The organism is Vibrio cionasavignyae (genome assembly GCF_050337155.1).
GTDB lineage: Bacteria > Pseudomonadota > Gammaproteobacteria > Enterobacterales > Vibrionaceae > Vibrio > Vibrio nomapromontoriensis.
In genome coordinates this window covers 320,590-342,474 of the sequence record NZ_JAKJSR010000010.1, presented here as the reverse complement: position 1 = coordinate 342,474, position 21,885 = coordinate 320,590, and the positions used below count along the sequence as shown (strand labels likewise).

The following is a 21,885-nucleotide window of genomic DNA, read 5'->3' as shown; positions in this document are numbered from 1 at the left end:
AATGATTGGTGTTAATTGTCAGCTGCATCATCACTTTTTAATACTCCCTTGCTGAGTGGATCAGCATGTTTAGGGGCAGGAAGCAAAATGTTACCAAGACTCAGTTCTCAATCTGATATTAATCCTACAGTGATCGCTTTTCTTGATCAGCTTAATCAACAAGGTTTCTCTGGCGACATTGAAACGCAGTATTCAAGTCGCCTTGCGGTGGCAACGGATAATAGTGTCTATCAGGTACTCCCACAGGCAGTGGTTCATCCTAAGACAACTAACGATGTTCAAATCATTGCTCAACTTGCAAATACTGACCCATTTAGGTCTATTCAATTTTCCCCTCGCGGTGGAGGGACAGGCACAAATGGTCAGTCACTGACTTCTGGAATTGTGGTTGATTTATCTCGTCATATGAATCAGGTGTTGGAGGTTAATGAAGCTGAAGGCTGGGTTCGAGTTCAAACTGGAATGGTCAAAGATGCGCTTAATGACGCGGTTCGCCCATACGGCTATTTCTTCTCCCCGGATTTATCAACCAGTAACCGAGCTACTGTTGGTGGAATGATTAATACTGACGCGTCGGGGCAAGGGTCATTAAAATATGGTAAGACATCGGATCATGTATTGTCTCTACAGGCGGTACTTGCTGACGGTTCTGTATTAGAAAGTGATGGTTCTCTCGGGTTTTCTGGAGATGATAACTTCGTCTCGACAGCATTAACGGTGTCCGAGCAAGTGTGCCGTGAACATCGCCCACTTATTGATGAGAAATTTCCTGCGCTTAATCGTTTCTTGACGGGGTATGATCTTAAAAACGCGTTTGATCCCAACAATAATTCGTTTGATATCACCAGAATATTGTGTGGTGCGGAAGGCTCGCTCGCGTTTATTACCGAAGCTAAGCTGAACCTGACCCCTATTCCTAAAGCACGAACCTTGATCAATGTTAAATACAACACGTTTGAAGCGGCATTAAGAAATGCACCGTTTATGGTTCAAGCCAATGCATTGTCAGTAGAAACCATTGATTCAAAAGTATTAAATTTAGCTAAGCAAGATATTGTTTGGCACACGGTGAGCGACTTAATTACCGATGTACCGGGTAAAGAGATGCTCGGCATCAATATGGTTGAGTACGCAGGCGCAGATGAGCAAGAAGTTCGCCTTAGTGTGGAGCAGTTAACCGCGCAACTTGATGAGATGTTGAAAACCGAGAAGGGCGGCATTATTGGCTACCAAGTCACAAGTGATGTTGCCAGTCTTGGTCGAATTTATAACATGCGCAAAAAAGCCGTTGGTTTGCTTGGCGCAGTAAAAGGTAGTGCTAAGCCGATTGCCTTTGCGGAAGATACCTGCGTACCACCAGAAAACTTAGCGGATTTCATTGATGAGTTTCGCGCTTTACTCGATGGGCATGGATTGCATTATGGCATGTTTGGCCATGTTGATGCGGGGGTGTTACATGTTCGACCTGCACTGGATATGTGTGACCCGGAACAAGAAGCGTTGATGCATCGAGTGTCGGACGAAGTCGTGAAGCTGGTGGCGAAGTATGGCGGCTTAATGTGGGGAGAGCACGGGAAAGGATTTCGCTCAGAATATGGCCCTGCATTTTTTGGCGAGACGCTTTTTAATGAATTGCGTCGAATCAAGTCAGCATTTGATCCGCACAACAAGATGAACCCAGGCAAGATATGCACGCCTCTTAATAGCCAAGACGAATTGGTTAAGGTTTCAGATGTTAAACGAGGCACGTACGATCGCCAAATTCCGATCGAAGTTCGTGATAGTTTCTCTCAGGCCATGGAATGTAACGGTAATGGTCTGTGTTTTAACTATGATACGGCATCGCCTATGTGCCCATCGATGAAGGTGACAGCGGATAGACGCCACTCTCCGAAGGGGCGAGCTGGCATGGTTCGAGAGTGGCTTCGACAGCTGTCTGAACAGGGTTTCGACGTGATTGAGTTAGAAAATCAGACCCAATACACGAGCAGCGCAAAAGGCTTGATCGAAAAGTGGCGTAATACACTGAATAAGCGTCATGAGTATGATTTTTCGCATGAAGTGTACGATGCGATGAACGGATGCTTAGCTTGCAAAGCCTGTGCTAGTCAGTGCCCAATTAAGGTCGATGTACCTAGCTTTAGAGCTCGGTTTTTGAACTTGTACTACACTCGCTATCAGCGTCCCGCGAAAGATTATTTAGTGGCAAACATTGAGACATTGCTGCCTTATATGGCAAAAATGCCCAAGACGATAAACTTCGCGCTCAAACAACCGTGGGTTCAATCTCTTACCGCTAAAAGTGTTGGCTATGTTGATGCACCTTTGTTGTCTGTACCAACGCTAGAGCAGCGAATGAAGGCGCAGCTAATAGAAGCGTTTGATTTAGAGAAGTTGTCAAAACTGACGGATGCTCAGCGAGCGGAGTATGTCTTTATTGTTCAAGACCCATTTACCAGTTTCTACGACGCAGCGGTAGTTGAAGACTTTGTTAAGCTTGCGTTCGTACTAGGGAAAACACCTGTGATGTTGCCGTTTAAACCAAATGGTAAAGCCGCGCATATCAAAGGATTTTTGAAGCAGTTTGCACAAGGCGCTCAATCCACGGCAGATTTCCTACAGCAAGTCGCACAGCTCAATATTCCGTTGGTTGGTGTCGACCCAGCACTTGTTCTTTGTTACCGCGATGAATACGTTGAGATTCTTGAAGAAAAACGCGGTGAGTTTGATGTTCTGACGGTACATGAGTGGTTATTGCCATTGATAAGTACGCTCACCTCATCGCCATCTAGTGACAAAGAACCTTGGTATTTGTTTGCGCACTGTACCGAAAAAACCAAGATGCCAAATGCAGAGAAGGAATGGGGCACTATTTTTCAGCACTTTGGTGGCGTGTTACACACAGTGCCAGTAGGTTGCTGTGGTATGGCGGGTACGTTTGGGCATGAGTCAGATAAGCTACAGATGTCGAAAGATATTTATGGACTCAGTTGGAAGCCGCAGATAGCATCTTTGCCGAAAGAGCGCTGTCTTGTGACCGGGTATTCTTGTCGAAGCCAAGTGAAACGCATTGAAGATCAGCCAGTTCAGCATCCTCTACAAGCAATATTGCGTTTGATTAACATTGTTTAATTACATTGTTTGATTACATTGTTACTTAAGTATTGATAGTCGAATTGCTAGGTTATTGGTCAGTTTATAAGCCGTAGACTGACCTTGCTGCTTACGGATGGAGTCGACGACCATGTTAACCGCAGTAGTAATAGCAGCTTTATTAAAGGAGTAAGCCATGCTTAAAGGGTTAGAGCTTAAAGTACCGCCAGTGGTGGTTTTTATTATTTTTGCGGTGGTGATGTACGGTATTCACGCGGTTGATAGTACTTGGCTATTTCTCTACATTCCTTTAAAAGTGGCTTGGATTGGACTGCTTGTCCTGATCAGTGGCTACGTTGGTGTGTCTGGCGTGAGAGAGTTCCATCGTTCAAGCACAACGGTTGATCCTACTCGTCCGCACAAAGCCAGTAAAATTGTTGATTCAGGCGTGTTTACGGTGACAAGAAACCCCATGTATGTCGCCCTGTATTGTTTATTACTGGCTTGGGGTGTTTATTTAGAAGATGCGCTAGGCTTACTCGTCAGTCTATTGTTTATTGTCTATATGACTCGATTTCAGATTAGACCGGAAGAGCGCATTCTAGAGGATAAGTTTGGAACAGAATACCGAGATTATAAAGCCAAGGTGAGGCGATGGATCTGAGTGGATGATCCTGCTCATTGCCTTTTAATTACGTTAAACGCCAGCATCAGCTGGCGTTTAACTATCATTTAAGCCAGCGGCCCATTTTGTTCAATAAAATCCGTTTTGCGTTGGTTGAAACGTTCAACTAAATCTGCGACAGCTTCATCACTGTATGGTTTTAACCCAGTGGCAACCATTCGTTTCATGCCCTTACCAACTACTTCACCATCTTCAGTAAAAGAAAAGTTAAGTGTAACTAAACCACGTTTACCTTCGACATCAAATGTCGCGCCTGTGAATTCAACTTCAGGATGTTTAAGATCGATGCGAGCAAATTCAACTTCCATACTTTCATAGATAACCAGAGGACGCTGGCAGTTGATCATCATTTGCTGCTCTTGCATTAAGGGCACCATGATGTGTGGGAAGTTCATACCAGAAAATTGCACATAGTTAGTGACCACATGTTCAATGAAAGCCTGATCATGACTGATTGCACCTTCGCGAGTCATATGTAGGTATTCTTTATCGTTGCTGTCAACAAGTGAGCTTTCGGTATCGCACTTTTTACTAACACTCAGCGGTGTTCCATTGGCGACCATACCAGAAAAATCAAAGCGCATTTTCTGGCTAATGCCTTCTTTTTGCAGTAATACCGCAAATAATAAATCGCCAGGTACGCAGAAGCGTTTTGCGTCTTCGTCATGGATAGGGTTGAAGTCACCGGCTACTATTTTTGCAAAGTGGCTGGCTTGCTGGCGAGTGAACTCAAAATGGTCGTTGGTGGTTGATACGTAAGGTGTTAGAAACATAATACTCTTCGATTAAACGCAATTGAGCGAATTATATATGAGTAATCGGATTGAATGGTCTATCCAGTGAAAATTTTGACCGTTTTACTCAACAATCTACATGGCTGTAAATCAGAGATATAGGGAGACGGATGATAAATGATCTATGTATCACTGCTTCTAGAGCCCATAGTGGATGACCAATCGCAATCATTAAGTGACGTTATACATTAGATCAAGATTAAGAGTGGGAGAGGCTCGCAAACAGGCTGGTCGTTGCCTGTTTGCGAAAAAAGTGCAGCGGTAGCTTACCAAGATGAAGGTTTGAAGGTTATTGAGCCATACTTGTTTTCATTACCGATGACTTAGACGACAGCGTTAATAACAGGATACAGACTAACGCAACCACAATGCCGAACAAAGAAAGGGTAAATACCGATGCATAACCAAATTGGTCAATCGACATACCCGCTAGCATAGCGCCAACACCGAAACCACCGGCCATACAAAGCATGAGCAACCCCTGGGTTAGCGCAGGTGACGCTGGACTTAATCGGCCTGCAATAGCAGGGATGATCATATCGTTCCAAGACATTGCTTGCATAAGTACTACGAGTAAAGCGATAGGGATAAGGCTATGTACGTCTTTCCCTGCAGTAAACCAAAATAGTGAGCCAATAACTAAGTAGACAATTTGTGCGGTAAACCAGACATTAAAAGGGCCACTTTTTTGCATCCATCTGCCAGCCGACTCCAGCATGAAAATACTGATAAATGCAGAGGCAGCCATACCAAGCGCGGAGTTACCAATTTCAACATGGTAAACCTCTTTGATGAGAAGAGGGCCGAGCTCCATAAGGTTTGACGAGAGAAACATAGAGAAAAACACGGCCAAAAGGAACAGTACCCAAGGTAGAAATTTCTTTGGCGTATCTTGAATGGTGTTTTCGTTAGTCTCGGTTTCAGAGGTAATTTCTGACACGTTGACACTAGGTGGAGGGGCAATGGAGACGACAACCAGCACGCAAACAACAAGCGCAAGCAGTATGAGCAGCTGATTATCGCTGGATACAGCAAAGTTTTCGGCAATGGCTACGAGAACACCCGTCACAATAATGCCAAAGAATTGGCACTGAAATAGACTAGTTAAACCACGGCCCTCTTGTTCTTGGTTTTGACTAGACGCGAGAACAAACGTTGGATTAAGTACCAATAGACTGACGCTACCAATTCCGATAAGAATGCCAACCGTCCAATAAATAGGCATGGTAGTTTCCGCGAAATAGAGGATCAGAAGCGCAATGATATGAATGAACAGCGCCATTCTTTGCATGATTCGGTGACAAGCGTATTTATCTGCAATTCCACCAATCAATGGTGCAAGTAGCCCTGCGCCACCAATTAGGGCCATGACTTGCCCCAACAATGCTCCGCTAGAGGTTCTTTCTATAATGATAGGATTGAGCAAGATCGCGATGCCAACCCATTGGACGATTCCAAGCGATGCTTGGGCAAAATGCCATAATCGAAAGCCGTTCATGAGCGGAGATTCCTTTATTAATAATTTACTCATGAATTGTCGATGATCTACTGTAAGTTACAAGTAAATTACCTACTGTTACCTTCTCAATCTGAGTAGCGATATTGGTTGATATTATCTTAAAGATATAGTCAAAGGCGTTGCTATATCGATGACGAGATAAAGCAGGACGGGAGGATTTTATAACAAGTGCGCTTGAGGGCTATAATTTTGTAACATCTGACGTATTAAAGTTCAAGTCTGAGTTGAATCAGCTGAGATTTCATCTAGGGTTTAGTGGGAGTGCGTGCTTTTTAGTGGATGTTCAAGTTGTTGTAGGACCAGATGTAATACATCGTGTGAATAGATCTGATTTTTAACGGACAGCGTTTGCGTCGCAACAAAGGTTAGACATGGGCGCCCCTCATTGGTAAACCTGCCAGTCTCTGAGCTATATGTCATTGGCACGGAAGAAGGACCTAAAATGGCGTTTTCTTATTTGGGTCTGCGTTGTCCACATATCGAAAAGGTAAAAATAATGAAATCACTCGTATCAATTGCCGTGCTATCAAGCTTAGCTTTGTTCGGCTGTGCAAAGTCTGAGGTGGCGAAAGATGAAGGTAAACTTAACATGGCAAACCCAGCCGCTGTGTTTTGTGAGCAGCACGGTAGCTATGACCTAGCAACAGGAGAATGCCTGTTGAGTTCAGGAAAGTCAGTTGATGCATGGACTTACTACCGAGAACAGCACAGTGATAAAGATGTTAAATCCCAAGCCCAGCGTTACTGCGAAGCGACTGAGGGTGCATATGAGGCGACAAGTCAGCAATGTACATTGGCAAACGGGGATGTGATGGACGCAGAGGAGTACTTCCGAGATCATCAGGCATCGAGCAACTAGGGTTATTTAAGTGACTTTATTTAAGCGATTGCGTTCTATTTAGGTGATTAACGTAAGGAAATACTGGTGGTTCGACGTGCGTTTTCAGGCAAGTGGGTTATTGTCGTTTTATTCGTGCTTGTACTTAGCGGGTGTAGCCACCGGATCATTGAGGCTAACCCTCAAATGTACCAAAGTTCCGGCGCCTTAGCGCCGTATCAACAAGAGACGTTTAATCAATATGCGGCGCAAACTCGTGACTGGCTAGATGAGTACCGTGTTTTTCATGGCGCTGGCTACGAACGGGAAATGGATGCGGTGAGTCCATATAAATTAGAACCAAAGGTGCCTAATGGTCATGGTGTGCTGTTAGTGCATGGATTAGGGGACTCACCATACTCTTTTGTTGATATCGCGCCTTATCTCGCCAAACAGGGCTACTTAGTTCATGTGATGTTATTACCGGGGCATGGCTCTAGACCTGCGGACTTAATGAACCCGAGTTATGAGGATTGGACAGCAGCCGTTGCTCACCAGATAGCATTGCTTCGTCAAGACGTGGATTCAGTTTGGTTAGGTGGGTTTTCGACGGGCACCAATTTGGTGACCAGTTACGCTAGCACCGATGGAGATATTAAAGGCCTAATCTTGTTTTCTCCGGCATTCATACCTAAAGACCCGTTTGCGGGGCTAGCAGGTTTTGCCAGCCATTTTGTCGATTGGGTCAGCATTGAAAAAGAGCAGAATTATTCTCGATACGACTCACTAGCAATGGATGGTGCTGCACTCTACTATCAAAGTGCGGTTAACGTACAAGCGCAGCTAGAAAGCGATGAGCTAAACGTTCCTGCGATCTTAATGCTTGCTGAAAGTGATGAACTTATTGATGCGAAGGGCGTGTACGATCTATTCAAAACACGCTTTAGCTCTCCTGAATCTGAACTTATTTGGTATGGTGATCGGGATTATAGTGATCCACGGTTTGTGAAGTTCCCCATGAAGTTACCAGAGTTTTATATACAAAGTGGCTCTCACATATCGGTGCTGTACCGCCCAGACAACCCGCTTTATGGTAGAGCAGGTTTGATGCGCCAGTGCGGAGATAATCAAGAGGGGGAAATATATAAGGTAGATTGCCCTAAAATGCCGACTTTAACTCACGCCGCTTGGGAGCTGTTTGACAATGATACCATTAGTGCGAGGTTAAGTTGGAACCCTTACTTTGAACCAACAATGAAGCGAGTGGTCGAATTTATGGAAAGAAATAAATAAAAAATTGTTTAATCCACTAATATTATTTTTAATGATGACTTAGTTTACTAGTACGCTCTATTGATCTTCATCATACTAAATATCCTGTCTTCGAGCTTAAAAAGAGTTAATTACGTTTTTTTGTTAACGATATCTCATATTGTAATCTGTGATAATGACAAATCCCTATGATCTATAGATAATTGTCTCAGTAGTTTGAAATAGACGTTTCAAATAGGTACAACAATGGAAGACTTCAACATGACAAATAGTTGGATTACACTAGATTACAAAATTGCTTTTTTCTTTCCTTCGAGATAACTCTATCGAATGCACACTCCAGTGCGCCCTGATTTTATATAGTAGATATAAGTAAAGTATATTTTAATAGATTGCTTTGTTTGTGCTGTGTTAAATCAAAAAAATAGAATTTAAAAAATAAATCGTATCTGGAAATAATTTCTAGGTAGGGTTGTCTTTAATTAATTGTTTGCTACTCAATTATATTATTGCAAGCAATAAATAGTATTAGGATAATATCATGGAAAACTTTAAACATCTGCCAGAACCATTCCGTATTCGTGTTGTTGAGCCAGTAAAACGTACTACACGTGAATATCGTGATGAAGCTATTGTAAAAGCGGGAATGAACCCATTCTTATTAGACAGTGAAGATGTCTTTATTGATCTATTAACCGACAGCGGTACAGGTTCAATTACCCAAGAAATGCAAGCTGCAATGCTGCGTGGCGATGAGGCTTATAGTGGTAGCCGTAGTTACTATGCGCTAGCAAATGCCGTTAAAGATATTTTTGGCTATGAATTGACGATTCCAACTCACCAAGGACGTGGTGCAGAGCAAATTTATATTCCAGTGCTTATTAAAAAGCGTGAGAAAGAGAAAGGTTTGGATCGTACTAAAATGGTCGCGTTGTCGAACTATTTCTTTGATACGACTCAAGGCCACACTCAAGTTAACTGCTGTGTTGCGAAAAACGTTTACACCAAAGATGCGTTTGATACTGCAGTGAATGCTGACTTTAAAGGTAACTTTGACTTAGAAAAACTGGAAGAAGCGATCATTGAAGCTGGCGCAGCCAACGTTCCTTATATTGTTAGTACCATTACTTGTAACTCTGCTGGTGGACAACCAGTATCGATCGCCAACTTAAAAGCGGTGTATGAGATCGCTCGTAAGTACGATATTCCTGTCATTATGGATTCCGCTCGTTACGCTGAAAACGCTTATTTCATTCAGCAACGTGAAGAGGGTTACCAAGACTGGACAATCGAAGAAATCACGCGCGAAACGTACAAGTATGCTGATGCGCTTGCAATGTCTGCGAAGAAAGATGCAATGGTACAAATGGGTGGACTATTGTGCTTCAAAGACGATTCTTTGATGGATGCTTACACTGAATGTCGTACTCTTTGTGTGGTACAAGAAGGGTTCCCAACATACGGTGGCCTTGAAGGTGGTGCAATGGAGCGCCTAGCTGTTGGCCTATATGACGGTATGCGTCAAGAGTGGTTAGCGTACCGTATTAACCAAGTTCAATATTTAGTAAACGGCTTAGAAGCAATCGGGGTTGTTTGCCAACAGGCTGGTGGTCACGCGGCATTCGTAGATGCAGGTAAACTGCTGCCTCACATTCCAGCGGATCAGTTCCCTGCTCATGCCTTAGCTTGTGAGTTGTATAAGGTTGCTGGTATTCGAGCGGTTGAAATTGGCTCTCTATTGCTAGGTCGTGATCCTGCAACAGGTAAGCAACACGCTTGTCCTGCTGAGCTACTTCGCTTAACGATTCCTCGTGCGACTTATACTCAAACGCATATGGACTATGTCATTGAAGCGTTCGAAAAAGTGAAAGAAAATGCCCATAAAGTAAAAGGTTTAGACTTTACCTATGAGCCTGAAGTATTACGTCACTTTACTGCTCGCCTGAAAGAAGTTGAGAAAGTAACAACCAATACGACTGAATCAGCATTGGCAGAAGCTTAAATATAAACGAGAGCGTAGCAAGAAAATGCTACGCTCTTTTTTTGCCTAAATAATAAAAGCTGAAACTAAATCATAACGAGAAATTCTACGAGAATATATTATGAATAAGAGTCCATCTTTAATAGGTGGTGCCTGTATTATTGCCAGCGTTTGTGTAGGTGCTGGAATGTTAGGGCTACCAAGTGCAGGAGCAGGGGCGTGGACAGTTTGGTCTCTGTTGGCAATAACTATTACCATGATAGTCATGACAATTTCCGGCTGGATGTTGTTAGAAGCATTTAAAAACTACGATCTTAAAGTTTCATTTGATACGGTAACGAAAGATCTACTAGGTTCAAAAATAAATTTATTTAACAATATAACCGTGTACTTTGTCGGTGGTATTCTTTTGTATGCGTATATTACCTCTTCTGGTCTTATATTAAAAGACGTACTTGGAATAAATGACAAACTTGCTTCCATTTTCTTTGTACTTATTTTTTCCACCTTTGTTTGGCATTCCACCCGAGCTGTCGACCGCATATCGGTTGTACTGATAGCCTTTATGGTACTTAGTTTTATTTTTGGTGTGTCGGGTCTAGCTGTCAACGTTGATATGGGCGTATTGCTTGACACTATTAGTGCTGAAAACAACTATGCTCCTTATGCCATGGCGATGCTGCCGGTTGCGTTAACCTCTTTTGGTTATCATCACTCGGTGTCATCAATGCGTGCGTACTACGGGTGTGAATCTCAGGCGAAGAAAGCGATTCTAGGAGGCACAATTATCGCGTCTGTTCTTTATTTTGTCTGGTTGATTAGTATTTTTGGTAATCTACCTCGCGCAAATTTTGGGCCTGTAATTGCACAAGGCGGTAATGTTGATGCTTTGCTAACTGCGCTCGGCTCTGTTATTGAATCCGATAGAGTTGCGAGTGCTATTAATACGTTCTCAATGGCGGCTATTTTATCTTCCTTCATTGGAGTTGGGTTGGGGCTGTTTGATTTCCTTGCTGATTTCTTTAAGTTTGAAGATACCCGTCAAGGGCGTGCGAAAACTTGGCTAGCTACATTTATACCACCACTAATATTTTCTCTACTATTTCCGTTTGGGTTCGTGATCGCGATTGGCTATGCGGGCGCAGCAGCTACCGTGTGGGCATGTATTATTCCTGCGATGCTAGCGAAGAAAACGCGAGATGGAGAGAATGGATCAGAAGGTTTCCGAGCGCCAGGCGGCACAGTAATGATCTATTTAGTCATTGGATTTGGTGTGCTTACTGCGGTGTTCCATTTCTTATCGATGCTAGGAATGTTGCCAATGTTCACCGGTTAATTAGCCTGAACTTGATACTTGCTTAGATGTTCGATCATCAAAATCAATTATTTAACTTAGAGATGGGTTTAATTACTCTGAGTAAACAAAGAATTAATGAAGGAATATGTATATGACCGCGATTTCTACCACCAAAGCGCCTTTGGCGATTGGGCCATACGTTCAAGGGGTGACATTCGGCAATATGGTAATTACATCGGGGCAATTGCCAATTAATCCAGAAACTAAAGTGATGGATGACGATGTTGCTGAACAAACCATACAGTCGTTAACTAACGCTGTGGCGATTGTTCGCGAAGCAGGGTTAGAGCCTCACCATATTGTAAAAACAACGGTATTTGTAAAGGACTTAAATGAATTTTCAAAAATTAATGCGGCTTACGAAGCATTTTTTGAAGCTCACAGCGCTCCGTTTCCTGCACGCTCATGTGTGGAAGTCGCTCGCCTTCCTATGGACGCAAAAGTCGAAATTGAAGTGATAGCCGTTTTGCAATAATTAAGAGTAGGTTAAAGACGGTTATTTTGTCAGGGGGCGCCGTTAAAAGGCGCCTCATCTCAAGCTGGGTGCTTGCTTCCCCATCGGTATTTCAAGTAATGAATTGGGAATTCATTACTTTGTGATGATTTACTTGCTCCTCCACGTTTTACTTACCCAACCTCCTGCGTTCTCATCAAAATAATTGCCAGTAAATTCTTGTTTGAATTCAACAATATGATCTCTTTCTGGATCCTGATCTAACAAAGAGTTGATGTATCTTGCCATTGGGTCATCACACTGTTCTCGAACTTTCCTCTCCGCGACTTCTTTTATGATTTTCATGCGGTACGACTTACTCATTTTTTTCATGTTTTACCTCCTTCTGCTGCGAGCGATTTACAAACCATAGGAGGGAATTAGATGTCGGTCAAATAATGAGCAATGTTTTGTTGAGAAATTAGTTCGATAGTGTTAGTGCGGCGTATAATGATGGGTTAGAAATGACAAAGTTACATCCAGTATGTTACTGCCCAAAGGAAGCAATGCGAATTACTATTGTTTGTAGTTTTCAACAAGTTTCCTTGTTTTGATCGGAGATACATCATGTCAAACTTTAAAAAATGGCCAGCCATAGACCCAGAGAAAGTCGCTAAATATAAATACATCTGGGAAAATGTATCCGCCGCTGACAATTTAGATCCAAAAATCGCTGCTTATCTAGCTCGTGTCAAAGAGCAGGGCGGCGGTAAAGGTATTGAACAGCTTAGTTTTATCAACAAAGATTACTTAGGCTTTTATCAAGCACCGTTTTCACAAGATCTGGATAATGCTGACGTTGTTATTTACGGCATGGGTATTGAAAAATGCTCACCAACTGGCTCGTCTCATAAGTTTGCACCACAGCGCCTACGTCACCTAAGTAAAATGGGTATGGGTACTGTTGGTGATAACGGTGAGCTGCCATTCGAATGGTGCCGTGTTATCGATTACGGAAACTGGGATAGCTTAGGTCAATTTGAGCTGAAAGCAGAAGTTGAACAGCTGACAGAGCTTCTTCACCACATGGTTGTTGAAAAAGATTGTACACCACTTGTCTTTGGTGGTGATCACACAATTCCATATCCAACGATGCGTGCTTTGGGTGAAAAATACGGTCCATTACGTGTTATCCACTTCGATGGCCATTATGACCTATCAACAAGAGCGGATTTCGACTACCCATACACGTCTGGTCACTGGCTGGCTAAATTGTACTCTGAAGGCCTAGCGGATCCAGAGCGTACAGTTCAAATTGGTATGCGTGGCCGCCAAACGGCACTCGTGAAAGGTAACCATATTGCATTTGGTACCACTGGTTTTACTTCGAATGAAGTGTATGACCTTGGTGTTGATGCTATGGTAGAAAGCATCATCGATCGTTGTGGTGATGGCGGTCCGGTTTATCTAACATTTGACTTGGATGCATTAGATACTGCGTTCTGTCGTGCCAACTCAAGCCCAGATCCATTCGGTCTAAGCCACCTACAGGTATACGAAATCCTGCGTAAAGTGAAGGCTTCAGGTAAAGTTCGTCTTGTTGGTGCTGATATTGCTGAATATACGCCGGACACGGATCCAACAGATAAAGATGGTATCATCGCTGCTGGTTTCGGTTGGGAATTGTTCTGCTGGTTGGCGGAGACTAAGCGTGAAGAAAATGGCGAAGATCGCCATACGGAATGGCCATTGGCATTCGGTTCTGTGACGCTATAAGCCGAGACTTTATAAGCTTAAATCGGTACAAGCTTAAATCGTTATAAGCGTAAAATGTGATGAGCTTAGTTAGCTAAATGAGAAAAGGTTCGACATTGTCGGACCTTTTTTTGATCCAGCATGTTTTAAATAGGGCATTGGTAAATTCAGGCTGGTGATAGCGACACAGGACGTGACATTGCCGATTTTATACGTGTAAAACAAAGTAAATTGATGAAACCAACGCAAAGTCTGTGATAAACTTAATGATAACAATAATCATTAATAAACGTGTTCTATGAAAAAGCCTTCTCCTAAATTGCTTACCTTGATCCACTCTGAGTCTTTGACACCAAACATGCGTCGTCTCACCCTACAGTCAGAAGCTTTAAAGACATGGGACCCGAGCAGTAACGGAAGTTACATCAAGTTCTTGTTTAATGAACATGGCGGTACTGCACTTAGTGACTTGAGTGAAGATAGTCGACCAAAAATGCGTACCTATACGATACGGGCCCTCGATATTGAACACGGCAAGATAGAGGTGGACTTTGTCACTCATATTACCGAGGACAAACTATGTGGCTTCGGTAGTCGCTGGGCGATGGATGCGAAAATTGGCGATCAAATTAGCATTGTCGGCCCTGGCGCGATTCAAAGTGTTAATACTGATAAAGATTGGTTTTTCTTTAACGCCGATATGACAGCGTTGCCTGCGCTATCCGTGAAATTAGCAGAGCTACCAGCAGAAGCCAAAGGCTACGCTATCATTCAATTGATTGATGTGGCCGATCAGCAAACGCTCACTGCTCCACAAGGGATGGATATTATTTGGACAACAGAACCCGTGTCCAAGATAGCTATGTTACAGCCATGGCTCAACGGTGAACCGTACGTGTGGTGTGCTTGCGAGTTTGATGAAATGAAGAAGCTGAGACAGTTTTTCCGTAATGATAAAGCCATTCCTAAAGACGATATTTACATTAGTAGCTATTGGAAAAAAGGTGTGGCTGAGGATGGACATAAAGTGATTAAGAAACAAGATCACGATGAATTCGAAGGTTAGATACTTTAGTAAATATTGATGATTGTGACACTAGTATTGGTGAGTTTGATTAATTATATAAAATAAGCTCACCAAATTTCCTAACAAATCAGCTAGGTCTGCGTTTAACTCCGCAATAAATGCTACATACATCACGTTATTCCCCGTTAATATTCGGCTTTATTTTTCCTAGCAGATTAAGTGTCTGCTTGTTACACTCCCGCACAGAAAAATAACAACATAATCACATCCCAAACACGTGTCTTGCCTTTTGTACCCTACATACAAAAGAGAGGCGCAAATAACTGATAGAGGTCCCCCAGGTACTATGAGTAATAGCACTATCTCGCAATCGGAAATTCATCAAAATCAATGGCAACTAAATCAAACACTTGTTGAGTCAATTTTACCTATTCTAGGTCGACTCTATCGAGAAAAAGGCGTAGAAATCCTTTTGTTTGGTAAGACCCTAGTTAACGCCACCACGATTGATATTATTAAAACTCACCGTGTCTCTCGTCACTACGCTCCTCAATCGGTCAATGTTGCTCAAACCGCCCCGTTAATTGAAAAACTCATTGAGCTTGATTTATCGCCGTGTTGTATCGATATCGGTCAATTAGCACAGCAGTATTGGGCGTCTCACGAAGATAACAATAACATAGCTGACTTTTTGAGTACTTCATTGGCCGAGAGTATTAGCAGTAACGGCGTTAAGGAAACTCGAGATGTTGTGCTTTATGGGTTTGGCCGAATTGGTCGTCTTTTAACGCGAATCTTGGTAGAGAAGAGCGGCCCTGGCTATCCACTTCGCTTACGAGCCATTGTGGTGCGTGGCGGTAAAGATGGTGATCTACAAAAACGCGCGAGTTTATTACGCCGAGATTCAGTGCATGGTCAGTTTAACGGTAGCATTGTTGTTGACGAAGAGAGCAAAGCGTTGATTGTGAATGGCAACTACATTCAGGTTATTTACGCAAATTCGCCTACCGATGTGGATTACACGCACTATGGCATCAACAACGCTCTGGTTGTGGATAATACGGGTGTATGGCGTGACGCTGAAGGCCTAAGCCAACATGTTGCCTGTCAAGGTGCAGAACGTGTATTACTTACAGCTCCAGGAAAGGGTGAGATTAAAAACGTTGTATTTGGTGTTAATCACGATGTGATTCAAGACAGCGATACGATTGTGTCTGCCGCGAGTTGTACGACGAATGCGATTACACCAACACTTAAGGCTGTTAATGACAAATACGGTATCGTATCAGGGCATATTGAAACCGTTCACTCTTACACTAACGATCAAAACTTAATTGATAACTATCATAGTGGTGATCGTCGCGGTCGTTCGGCATCGTTAAACATGGTATTGACTTCAACGGGTGCGGCAAAAGCGGTATCTAAAGCCCTACCAGAGCTAGAAGGCAAGTTAAGTGGCAACGCGATTCGTGTACCAACACCGAATGTTTCAATGGCGGTTGCTAACTTAAATCTCGAGACTTCTGTGTCCAAAGAGGAGTTGAATACCTACCTTCGTGAAATCTCATTAACGTCGTCACTTGCCGCGCAAATTGACTACACGGATTCTACGGAAATCGTGTCTACTGATTTGGTTGGAGCACGTCATCCGGGCATTATCGACGGTCAAGCCACGATAGCACAAGATAATCGTTGTGTTCTCTACATCTGGTATGACAACGAATTTGGCTATAGCTGCCAAGTTGTCCATTGTATGGAGCAGATGATGGGTGTGAAGTTTAAAACTTACCCTGAATTAGCTTAATGGTAACGTGATATGGTTACGTGATGGTGAAACCGCCACTGCTTGCTAGAAGCAGTGGCGGTTTTTTATGTGACGTATCTAGTTCTTGTGTGATATTTAAAAGAGTGACAAATCAGTTAGCGCACTTATTAGTTAACGCACTTGGCCGCTAACATCGTTAACGGTGTGCCATTATCATCAAACTTCAAGCTCCAGACGTAGCGTCCTTCTTCAAGAATCGTTACTGCCGTGTCTTTACCATACCCGCCAAACGTTAGCGTGTTTTCTTGGCCTAGTTTTACGCTTAGCCCTTCCGCCGTGAATTGAGGCTTCCAATCTTTTGTTGCGTATTGCATACGATAGCTGCCGGGCTTTTCGTTAGCCACGACTTGATACACGCCGTTGCCTTTATATTCAAAAGCTCGAGACGATGTATGTTTCCAGTTTGAATCGCTAAAGTCACCTACAACGTAGAGTGATTCATCCATGGGACCTGCCTCTGGCAATGTTGGGTTATCACAAGCGCTCATGAATGTATCGCCGGTGCTGGTGGCTGAGGTGGCAATTAGCCCGATTGGAGCAGCGTCAGTTGGCTGATCAATGTGAAGAAAACGCCCTTCAAATGGTGATAGCGCTATGGTGTAGAATCCTGAAGACAGCGCGATTTTTTCGTCCGATTGTAAGTCAGTTAATGTCGAAGAGGAGGCTATAGTGTCACTAGATATGGATATTTGCTGATCGCTGTCTGAGACATTGAGGATGTAGAGTATAGACTCACCTTGGTATTGTTTGACATCAGCATAACTGACTTTATCCGCCAACACATTGGTGCGTGATCCTTTAGATAATGCGGGATGCTGTGCTCTCAGTGTCATTAATTCGCTAACGTATGCCTTAAGATTCGCCTGTTGCGAATTTAGCGTGGTATTGATGCCTTCTATGCGACCACTTGTGCGAGCGACGTGATCATCGCACTTGCCAATAATCGCGCAGTCATTTTCAATTCGATCGGAAAATCCTTCCAGCTCGTCGCCGATTTCGTCTCCGTAATATAGGGTGATAGGGCCGGTATAAGCCGCTTGGAATGAAATTGCAGCTTTATAGCGCTGCCAGTAGCCATCATCTTCGGGCTCGGCAAGATTACCTCGTTGAATGAGGTCACCAAAGCGGACTAGGTCATGGTTGCCTAACATAAGGTTTGGCTTAGCATGATCGGGATACAGAGTATGAAGATTCATACCTTCTGCTATCCATTCGCCTGTTTTGCCGCCTACGCCAGATTCATTTACTGCTAATGTTTCTACAAGTCGATAGCGCACGGGAAAGTCAAAGGCTGAACAAAGTGCCGGCGCTTCGTTAGAGCCGTAGCCAGTTTCAATGATTTTATTTTCCCCCGCCCAGATTTCCGCCACCATATAACCTAAAGGGTGGACCTGTTTACCATCTTGGTTGGAATACGTGACTGATTGAGAGGCCTCGTCAACGGTTTTACGAATTTCTTGCCAGGCCTGCGTTGGAACTTGATACGCTTGGTCGAGACGCCACCCGTCAATCTTGAGCTCTTTAATCCAATATTCAGCGACTTCTTGGTAAAACGGGAGACTCTCAGGGTAGCTGACGGGATTGTCGCTGCCAGCAGGTGTTAAACCGCTAGGAGACGGTACAACGTTGCTTTTATGATGCCCAAATACGCCGTCGAAGAAAACATACATTCCGCGTGAATGCGCTTCATCGACCAATTTTTTGGCGTCATCTAAGTTGCCAAAGCGCGGGTCAATTTCAAAGTAGTTAGTGGCAAAGTAGCCTGTGGCATCTAATCTATCCGCCCAATGATCTTGTCCGTCGATAGGCTCAGAGTTGAAAATAGGCGTGAGCCATAAGCCGTTCATACCAAGTGATTGTATGTAGTCGAGTGAATCGATAATACCTTGTATGTCACCCATGTGATGACTGGTGCCATAGCCTGTGCCATGACCAATACTGTTGTCGCTATTGACGAAGCTTTCTACCATTACTTGATAAATTCGAAGATCATTGGCCGCCGAAATGTTGGATTGTTCGCAGCTATAAAAGGGCGTTTTAGCTTGCTCTGATGGTGAATTTGATTCAGAAGCACAGCCAAAAATTAGCGCGCTGGTGATGGAAAGGCAAAGAGCGGTTTTGATGGGTTTCACGTGATGTCCTTTTCTAATTATGGGTAGGGCACCGTGAATTATCGCTGGGATTATAGAGAGAAAAATCCTCCATTTAGAGACCAAGTAGGGAGGAGATAGAGGGCTGAGAGAGGAGCATCACGCTCGGTCCTAAATTGTGGTTTTTTAGCGTGATGAGCCTCTAGGTTTGTATGCTTTACCAATGGAAGTGAGTCTTAATTTCCGATAGCGACACCTTCTCGTCTTGGGTCTGCGGCGCCTTCTAATCCGCTTTCTGAGATACGAATGGTGTGTAGTCCAGAATTTAGGTCTCTCGCTTTGACCGAATACCCCATACGTTCAAATTGTTGAGAGAACTCGGAGAGCGCCGTGTTGGCTTCTAAATCCATCTCTCCAAAGCGATTGATCATTTTAGGTTGATTGATTGCTTGTTGAATATCCATTCCCCAGTCGACATGGGCGATAATGCTTTGTGCTACATAGCCAATAATGCGGCTGCCGCCAGGCGAGCCTATCGCCATGTAGGGCATATCGTCTTTCATGATGATGGTAGGCGCCATCGAAGAGCGTGGTCGTTTCCCGGGTTCTAGTCGATTGGCGACAGGTTTGCCGTTTTTCTCAGCCACAAAAGAGAAGTCGGTTAGTTCATTGTTGAGGATAAAACCCGATGCCATGACCCGAGAACCAAACACATTTTCCACCGATGACGTCATTGACACCACATTACCTTCAGAATCGACGACATTAAAATGCGTGGTGGATGGTAGCTCTAGAGATTGGTCTTTCGACAGACTAGCAAAGTTTGCCATAGGGGCACCATGTGGTGCGGATTTTAGGGCTTTTTTAGGCGTAATGAGTGCGCTCCTAGTTGCCACATAGTCTTTATTTAATAACTCAGCTGTTGGTACGTTAAAGAAGTCGCTATCGGCCATATACATGCCTCGATCAGCAAATGCTAAACGCGAAGCGTCGGCGAGGATCTGCCAACTGATTGGGCTGTTTGCGCCGAGGGTGGCAAGATTAAATGGCTCAACCGTCATCAGAATTTGACCAACGGTCAGCGCGCCACTGCTTGGTGGTCCCATCCCACAAACATCGTACTGCTTGTAAGGCGCGCAGACAGGTGTACGTTGCACCGCTGAATATTGGGATAAGTCCTCTCGACTTAACAGACCAGTATTGCCTTTTGCATTGTGGACAGCATCGACGATCGATTGTGCAACTGGGCCTTCATAAAACCCATCAGCACCCTTACTCGCGATTAATGACAGCGTATGGGCGTATTCTGGATTCTTAAGCACTGTGCCTTGCGTTTTCGCTTTGCCATCGCTTTGTAACAAATACTGGCGAGTTGCTGGGTGGCGAGACAAGAAAGCTTTATCTTTTTCGATCAGAGCAGCCAGTCTGGCGCTGATTGGAAAACCTTGGGTCGCGAGGGCGATAGTGGGTTCAATCAATGATGCCCAGTCCAGTTTCCCGTACTTTTGGTGAGTATCCCACAGTAATTTAACGGTACCTGGCGTGCCTACGGATCGCCCGCCAACAACGGCATCGTAGAACTTCATTGGTTGACCGTTATCATCAATGAAAAGGTCGCCCGTGGCTTTGAGAGGCGCGGTTTCCCGACCATCATAAGTCGTTAGATTGTTGTCTTTTGCATCCCAATAGACTAAAAAAGAGCCGCCGCCAATACCACTAGATTGAGGTTCCACAAGACCGAGCGTCAACTGAATAGCCACCATGGCATCAATGGCATTGCCGCCTCTGGCGAGAACGTCGGCACCGGCTTGGCTCGCGGTGGGGTTGGCGGCCGTAACCATCCAATCTTTTGCGGTGACAATGGATTTAGTTTCAAGCGCAGTGGTGGATTCTGGTGCAAACGCGTCAGTGGCTTGCTGTGAAGAATAAGCGTTACTACTCACTGCAAATAAAAGTAATGGCAGTATGCGTTTAACAGGCACACACAAATACATGGTTACTCCTTAACTCGTCGTTTTGGTTTGATACAGGTAAGTCTCGGTGACAAGTTCTCAGTTAGCAATGAAAGCGATGCGTTAAGACTGATTTTAGTGGCAGGGCTATCGAAATTTGGCAGATAATTTGAAGTGGAACGCCTCAAGTTACAAAAAGGGAAGCAGTCAGGCGCTATTTATAACCAAATAGCGCCCTTAGACAGAGTGGTATGACTGTAGAATTATTGTGCTAAATCAGCAATGAACTCTTGTGATTCTAATGCGGTGCGCTTGAGTTGGCTTTTGATCCAGCTATTGAATAAACCAAAATCAGAATGTATTGGCCAAAACAACGATGCGACCACTTTTTTGCCGTAGAAATTGGGATGGTCGCTGATGATGCGTAGCCCCTTGCTTCGGTTATACTGGTCGAGAATATATTCTGGTAACAGCGCAATGCCCTTTTGCGCAGCACATAAGTCAACGATAGTGTTCAAATCGTCCAGGCGCCATAAATTATTGGACGCGACATGGGATAGGTTTAGCAGCTCATCGACACCGTCCATTAACAGGATGCGAGGAGGGTTTGCCTGGTCGTCAAGTCGTACGTTTTCGTGACTGACCCACCAACAGTTTGCCCGAAATAATTCTTCAATATTAAAGTCATTATTGGTTTTGTGGTATGGATTACCAAGTGCGAGATCGATTTTTCTTTCACTAAGGTAGTTTCCGAGGATAAAGCTTGGTTTTGTGACAACGTGTAAGTCTACATTCGGAAATGCTTCGGAAAATTCGAGTAAGGTGTGTTTTACTTTATTGTTAAAGACCAACGGGTCAATACCAACGCGGTAGACGATTTGTTCAGAGATGTTCATTTGTTGTGCTGTGGTAATGAGCTCTTTATATTTCCCTATAACAGGAGTAGACAAGTGAAATAACCGTCTCCCTTTGTGAGTAAGAGATATCTTAGCGTTCTGTCGAGAAAATAAGTCGAAGCCTAAGTCTGACTCTAAGTTTTGAATCGCAGTGCTAACAGTCGATTGAGATTTGCCCAGTTTTCTAGCGGCAGAGCTAAAAGAGCCTTCGTTGACAACTGCTACAAACGAAACAATATTTTCGAACTGTAGTTTCATGAATAGACCCCGGCGCGTGACATAATAAGTGTTATTAATATTTTTATATATAATTATGACTAAAACGATACCGATTCATCGGCCAATTTACAACAAGCGAATAAAGATAAGACAATATAAATAGGCAAAAT

General features: G+C 43.7%; 17 protein-coding genes. 11 read left to right on the top strand and 6 right to left on the bottom strand.

Features of this window, described 5'->3' with window-relative positions; translation table 11 throughout:
- Positions 1-87 precede the first annotated feature (87 nt).
- A complete protein-coding gene (gene ydiJ, locus L4D74_RS04810; RefSeq protein ID WP_428751001.1) occupies positions 88-3,132 on the top strand; it encodes a D-2-hydroxyglutarate dehydrogenase YdiJ in 3,045 nt (1,014 codons plus the stop codon).
- Between the two features lie 157 nt (positions 3,133-3,289).
- Positions 3,290-3,757: a methyltransferase family protein gene (locus L4D74_RS04805; protein WP_428751000.1), complete on the top strand. Its 468-nt coding sequence runs from the start codon at positions 3,290-3,292 to the stop codon at positions 3,755-3,757.
- Between the two features lie 68 nt (positions 3,758-3,825).
- Here L4D74_RS04805 and L4D74_RS04800 read toward each other — a convergent pair whose 3' ends face one another.
- Positions 3,826-4,551, bottom strand: coding sequence for a DUF3581 domain-containing protein (locus L4D74_RS04800; RefSeq protein ID WP_428750999.1), 726 nt, complete (start codon positions 4,549-4,551; stop codon positions 3,826-3,828).
- Positions 4,552-4,861: 310 nt separating this feature from the next.
- Positions 4,862-6,070 (bottom strand): MFS transporter, encoded by a 1,209-nt coding sequence (locus L4D74_RS04795; RefSeq protein WP_428750998.1) that lies wholly within the window; start codon positions 6,068-6,070, stop codon positions 4,862-4,864.
- A 517-nt stretch (positions 6,071-6,587) separates the two neighbouring features.
- Between L4D74_RS04795 and L4D74_RS04790 the strand changes: the two genes are divergently transcribed.
- The 6 genes from L4D74_RS04790 (at position 6,588) to L4D74_RS04765 (ending at position 11,993) form a co-directional block, all read left to right on the top strand.
- Entirely contained in the window at positions 6,588-6,950 is a 363-nt protein-coding gene (locus tag L4D74_RS04790) for a putative hemolysin (protein ID WP_428750997.1), read from the top strand.
- A 66-nt stretch (positions 6,951-7,016) separates the two neighbouring features.
- Complete coding sequence (locus L4D74_RS04785) at positions 7,017-8,201, top strand: alpha/beta hydrolase (RefSeq protein WP_428750996.1); 1,185 nt, start codon at positions 7,017-7,019, stop codon at positions 8,199-8,201.
- Between the two features lie 225 nt (positions 8,202-8,426).
- The gene (gene tnaC / locus L4D74_RS04780; protein WP_390902880.1) at positions 8,427-8,501 is read left to right on the top strand and encodes a tryptophanase leader peptide; all 75 of its coding nucleotides are present in this window, start codon (positions 8,427-8,429) and stop codon (positions 8,499-8,501) included.
- Positions 8,502-8,721: 220 nt separating this feature from the next.
- A complete protein-coding gene (gene tnaA / locus L4D74_RS04775; RefSeq protein ID WP_428750995.1) occupies positions 8,722-10,182 on the top strand; it encodes a tryptophanase in 1,461 nt (486 codons plus the stop codon).
- A 100-nt stretch (positions 10,183-10,282) separates the two neighbouring features.
- Positions 10,283-11,497, top strand: a complete 1,215-nt coding sequence (locus L4D74_RS04770) for an aromatic amino acid transporter (RefSeq protein ID WP_428750994.1) — start codon at positions 10,283-10,285, stop codon at positions 11,495-11,497.
- A gap of 112 nt (positions 11,498-11,609) precedes the next feature.
- On the top strand, positions 11,610-11,993 hold the full coding sequence (locus L4D74_RS04765) for a Rid family detoxifying hydrolase (protein ID WP_428750993.1): 384 nt from the start codon (positions 11,610-11,612) through the stop codon (positions 11,991-11,993).
- A 129-nt stretch (positions 11,994-12,122) separates the two neighbouring features.
- On the opposite strand, the gene L4D74_RS04760 is transcribed toward L4D74_RS04765, so the two are convergent.
- Positions 12,123-12,344, bottom strand: coding sequence for a hypothetical protein (locus tag L4D74_RS04760; RefSeq protein ID WP_428750992.1), 222 nt, complete (start codon positions 12,342-12,344; stop codon positions 12,123-12,125).
- 234 nt (positions 12,345-12,578) lie between these two features.
- Here L4D74_RS04760 and L4D74_RS04755 point away from each other — a divergent pair, with 234 nt between their 5' ends.
- From L4D74_RS04755 to L4D74_RS04745, 3 genes are all read left to right on the top strand, one after another.
- Positions 12,579-13,727: an arginase family protein gene (locus tag L4D74_RS04755; protein WP_428750991.1), complete on the top strand. Its 1,149-nt coding sequence runs from the start codon at positions 12,579-12,581 to the stop codon at positions 13,725-13,727.
- A 277-nt stretch (positions 13,728-14,004) separates the two neighbouring features.
- A complete protein-coding gene (locus tag L4D74_RS04750; protein ID WP_428750990.1) occupies positions 14,005-14,772 on the top strand; it encodes a siderophore-interacting protein in 768 nt (255 codons plus the stop codon).
- Between the two features lie 307 nt (positions 14,773-15,079).
- On the top strand, positions 15,080-16,537 hold the full coding sequence (locus tag L4D74_RS04745; protein WP_428750989.1) for a glyceraldehyde-3-phosphate dehydrogenase: 1,458 nt from the start codon (positions 15,080-15,082) through the stop codon (positions 16,535-16,537).
- A gap of 128 nt (positions 16,538-16,665) precedes the next feature.
- On the opposite strand, the gene L4D74_RS04740 is transcribed toward L4D74_RS04745, so the two are convergent.
- The 3 genes from L4D74_RS04740 to L4D74_RS04730 all read right to left on the bottom strand — a co-directional run bounded on the left by L4D74_RS04740 (position 16,666) and on the right by L4D74_RS04730 (position 21,754).
- Positions 16,666-18,732 carry an alpha-amylase family glycosyl hydrolase gene (locus L4D74_RS04740; protein WP_428751171.1) on the bottom strand — a complete coding sequence of 689 codons (2,067 nt, stop codon included), beginning with the start codon at positions 18,730-18,732 and terminating at the stop codon, positions 16,666-16,668.
- A gap of 152 nt (positions 18,733-18,884) precedes the next feature.
- A complete protein-coding gene (gene ggt / locus L4D74_RS04735; RefSeq protein ID WP_428750988.1) occupies positions 18,885-20,642 on the bottom strand; it encodes a gamma-glutamyltransferase in 1,758 nt (585 codons plus the stop codon).
- 221 nt (positions 20,643-20,863) lie between these two features.
- Positions 20,864-21,754 carry a LysR family transcriptional regulator gene (locus L4D74_RS04730; protein ID WP_428750987.1) on the bottom strand — a complete coding sequence of 297 codons (891 nt, stop codon included), beginning with the start codon at positions 21,752-21,754 and terminating at the stop codon, positions 20,864-20,866.
- Between the last annotated feature and the right edge of the window lie 131 nt (positions 21,755-21,885).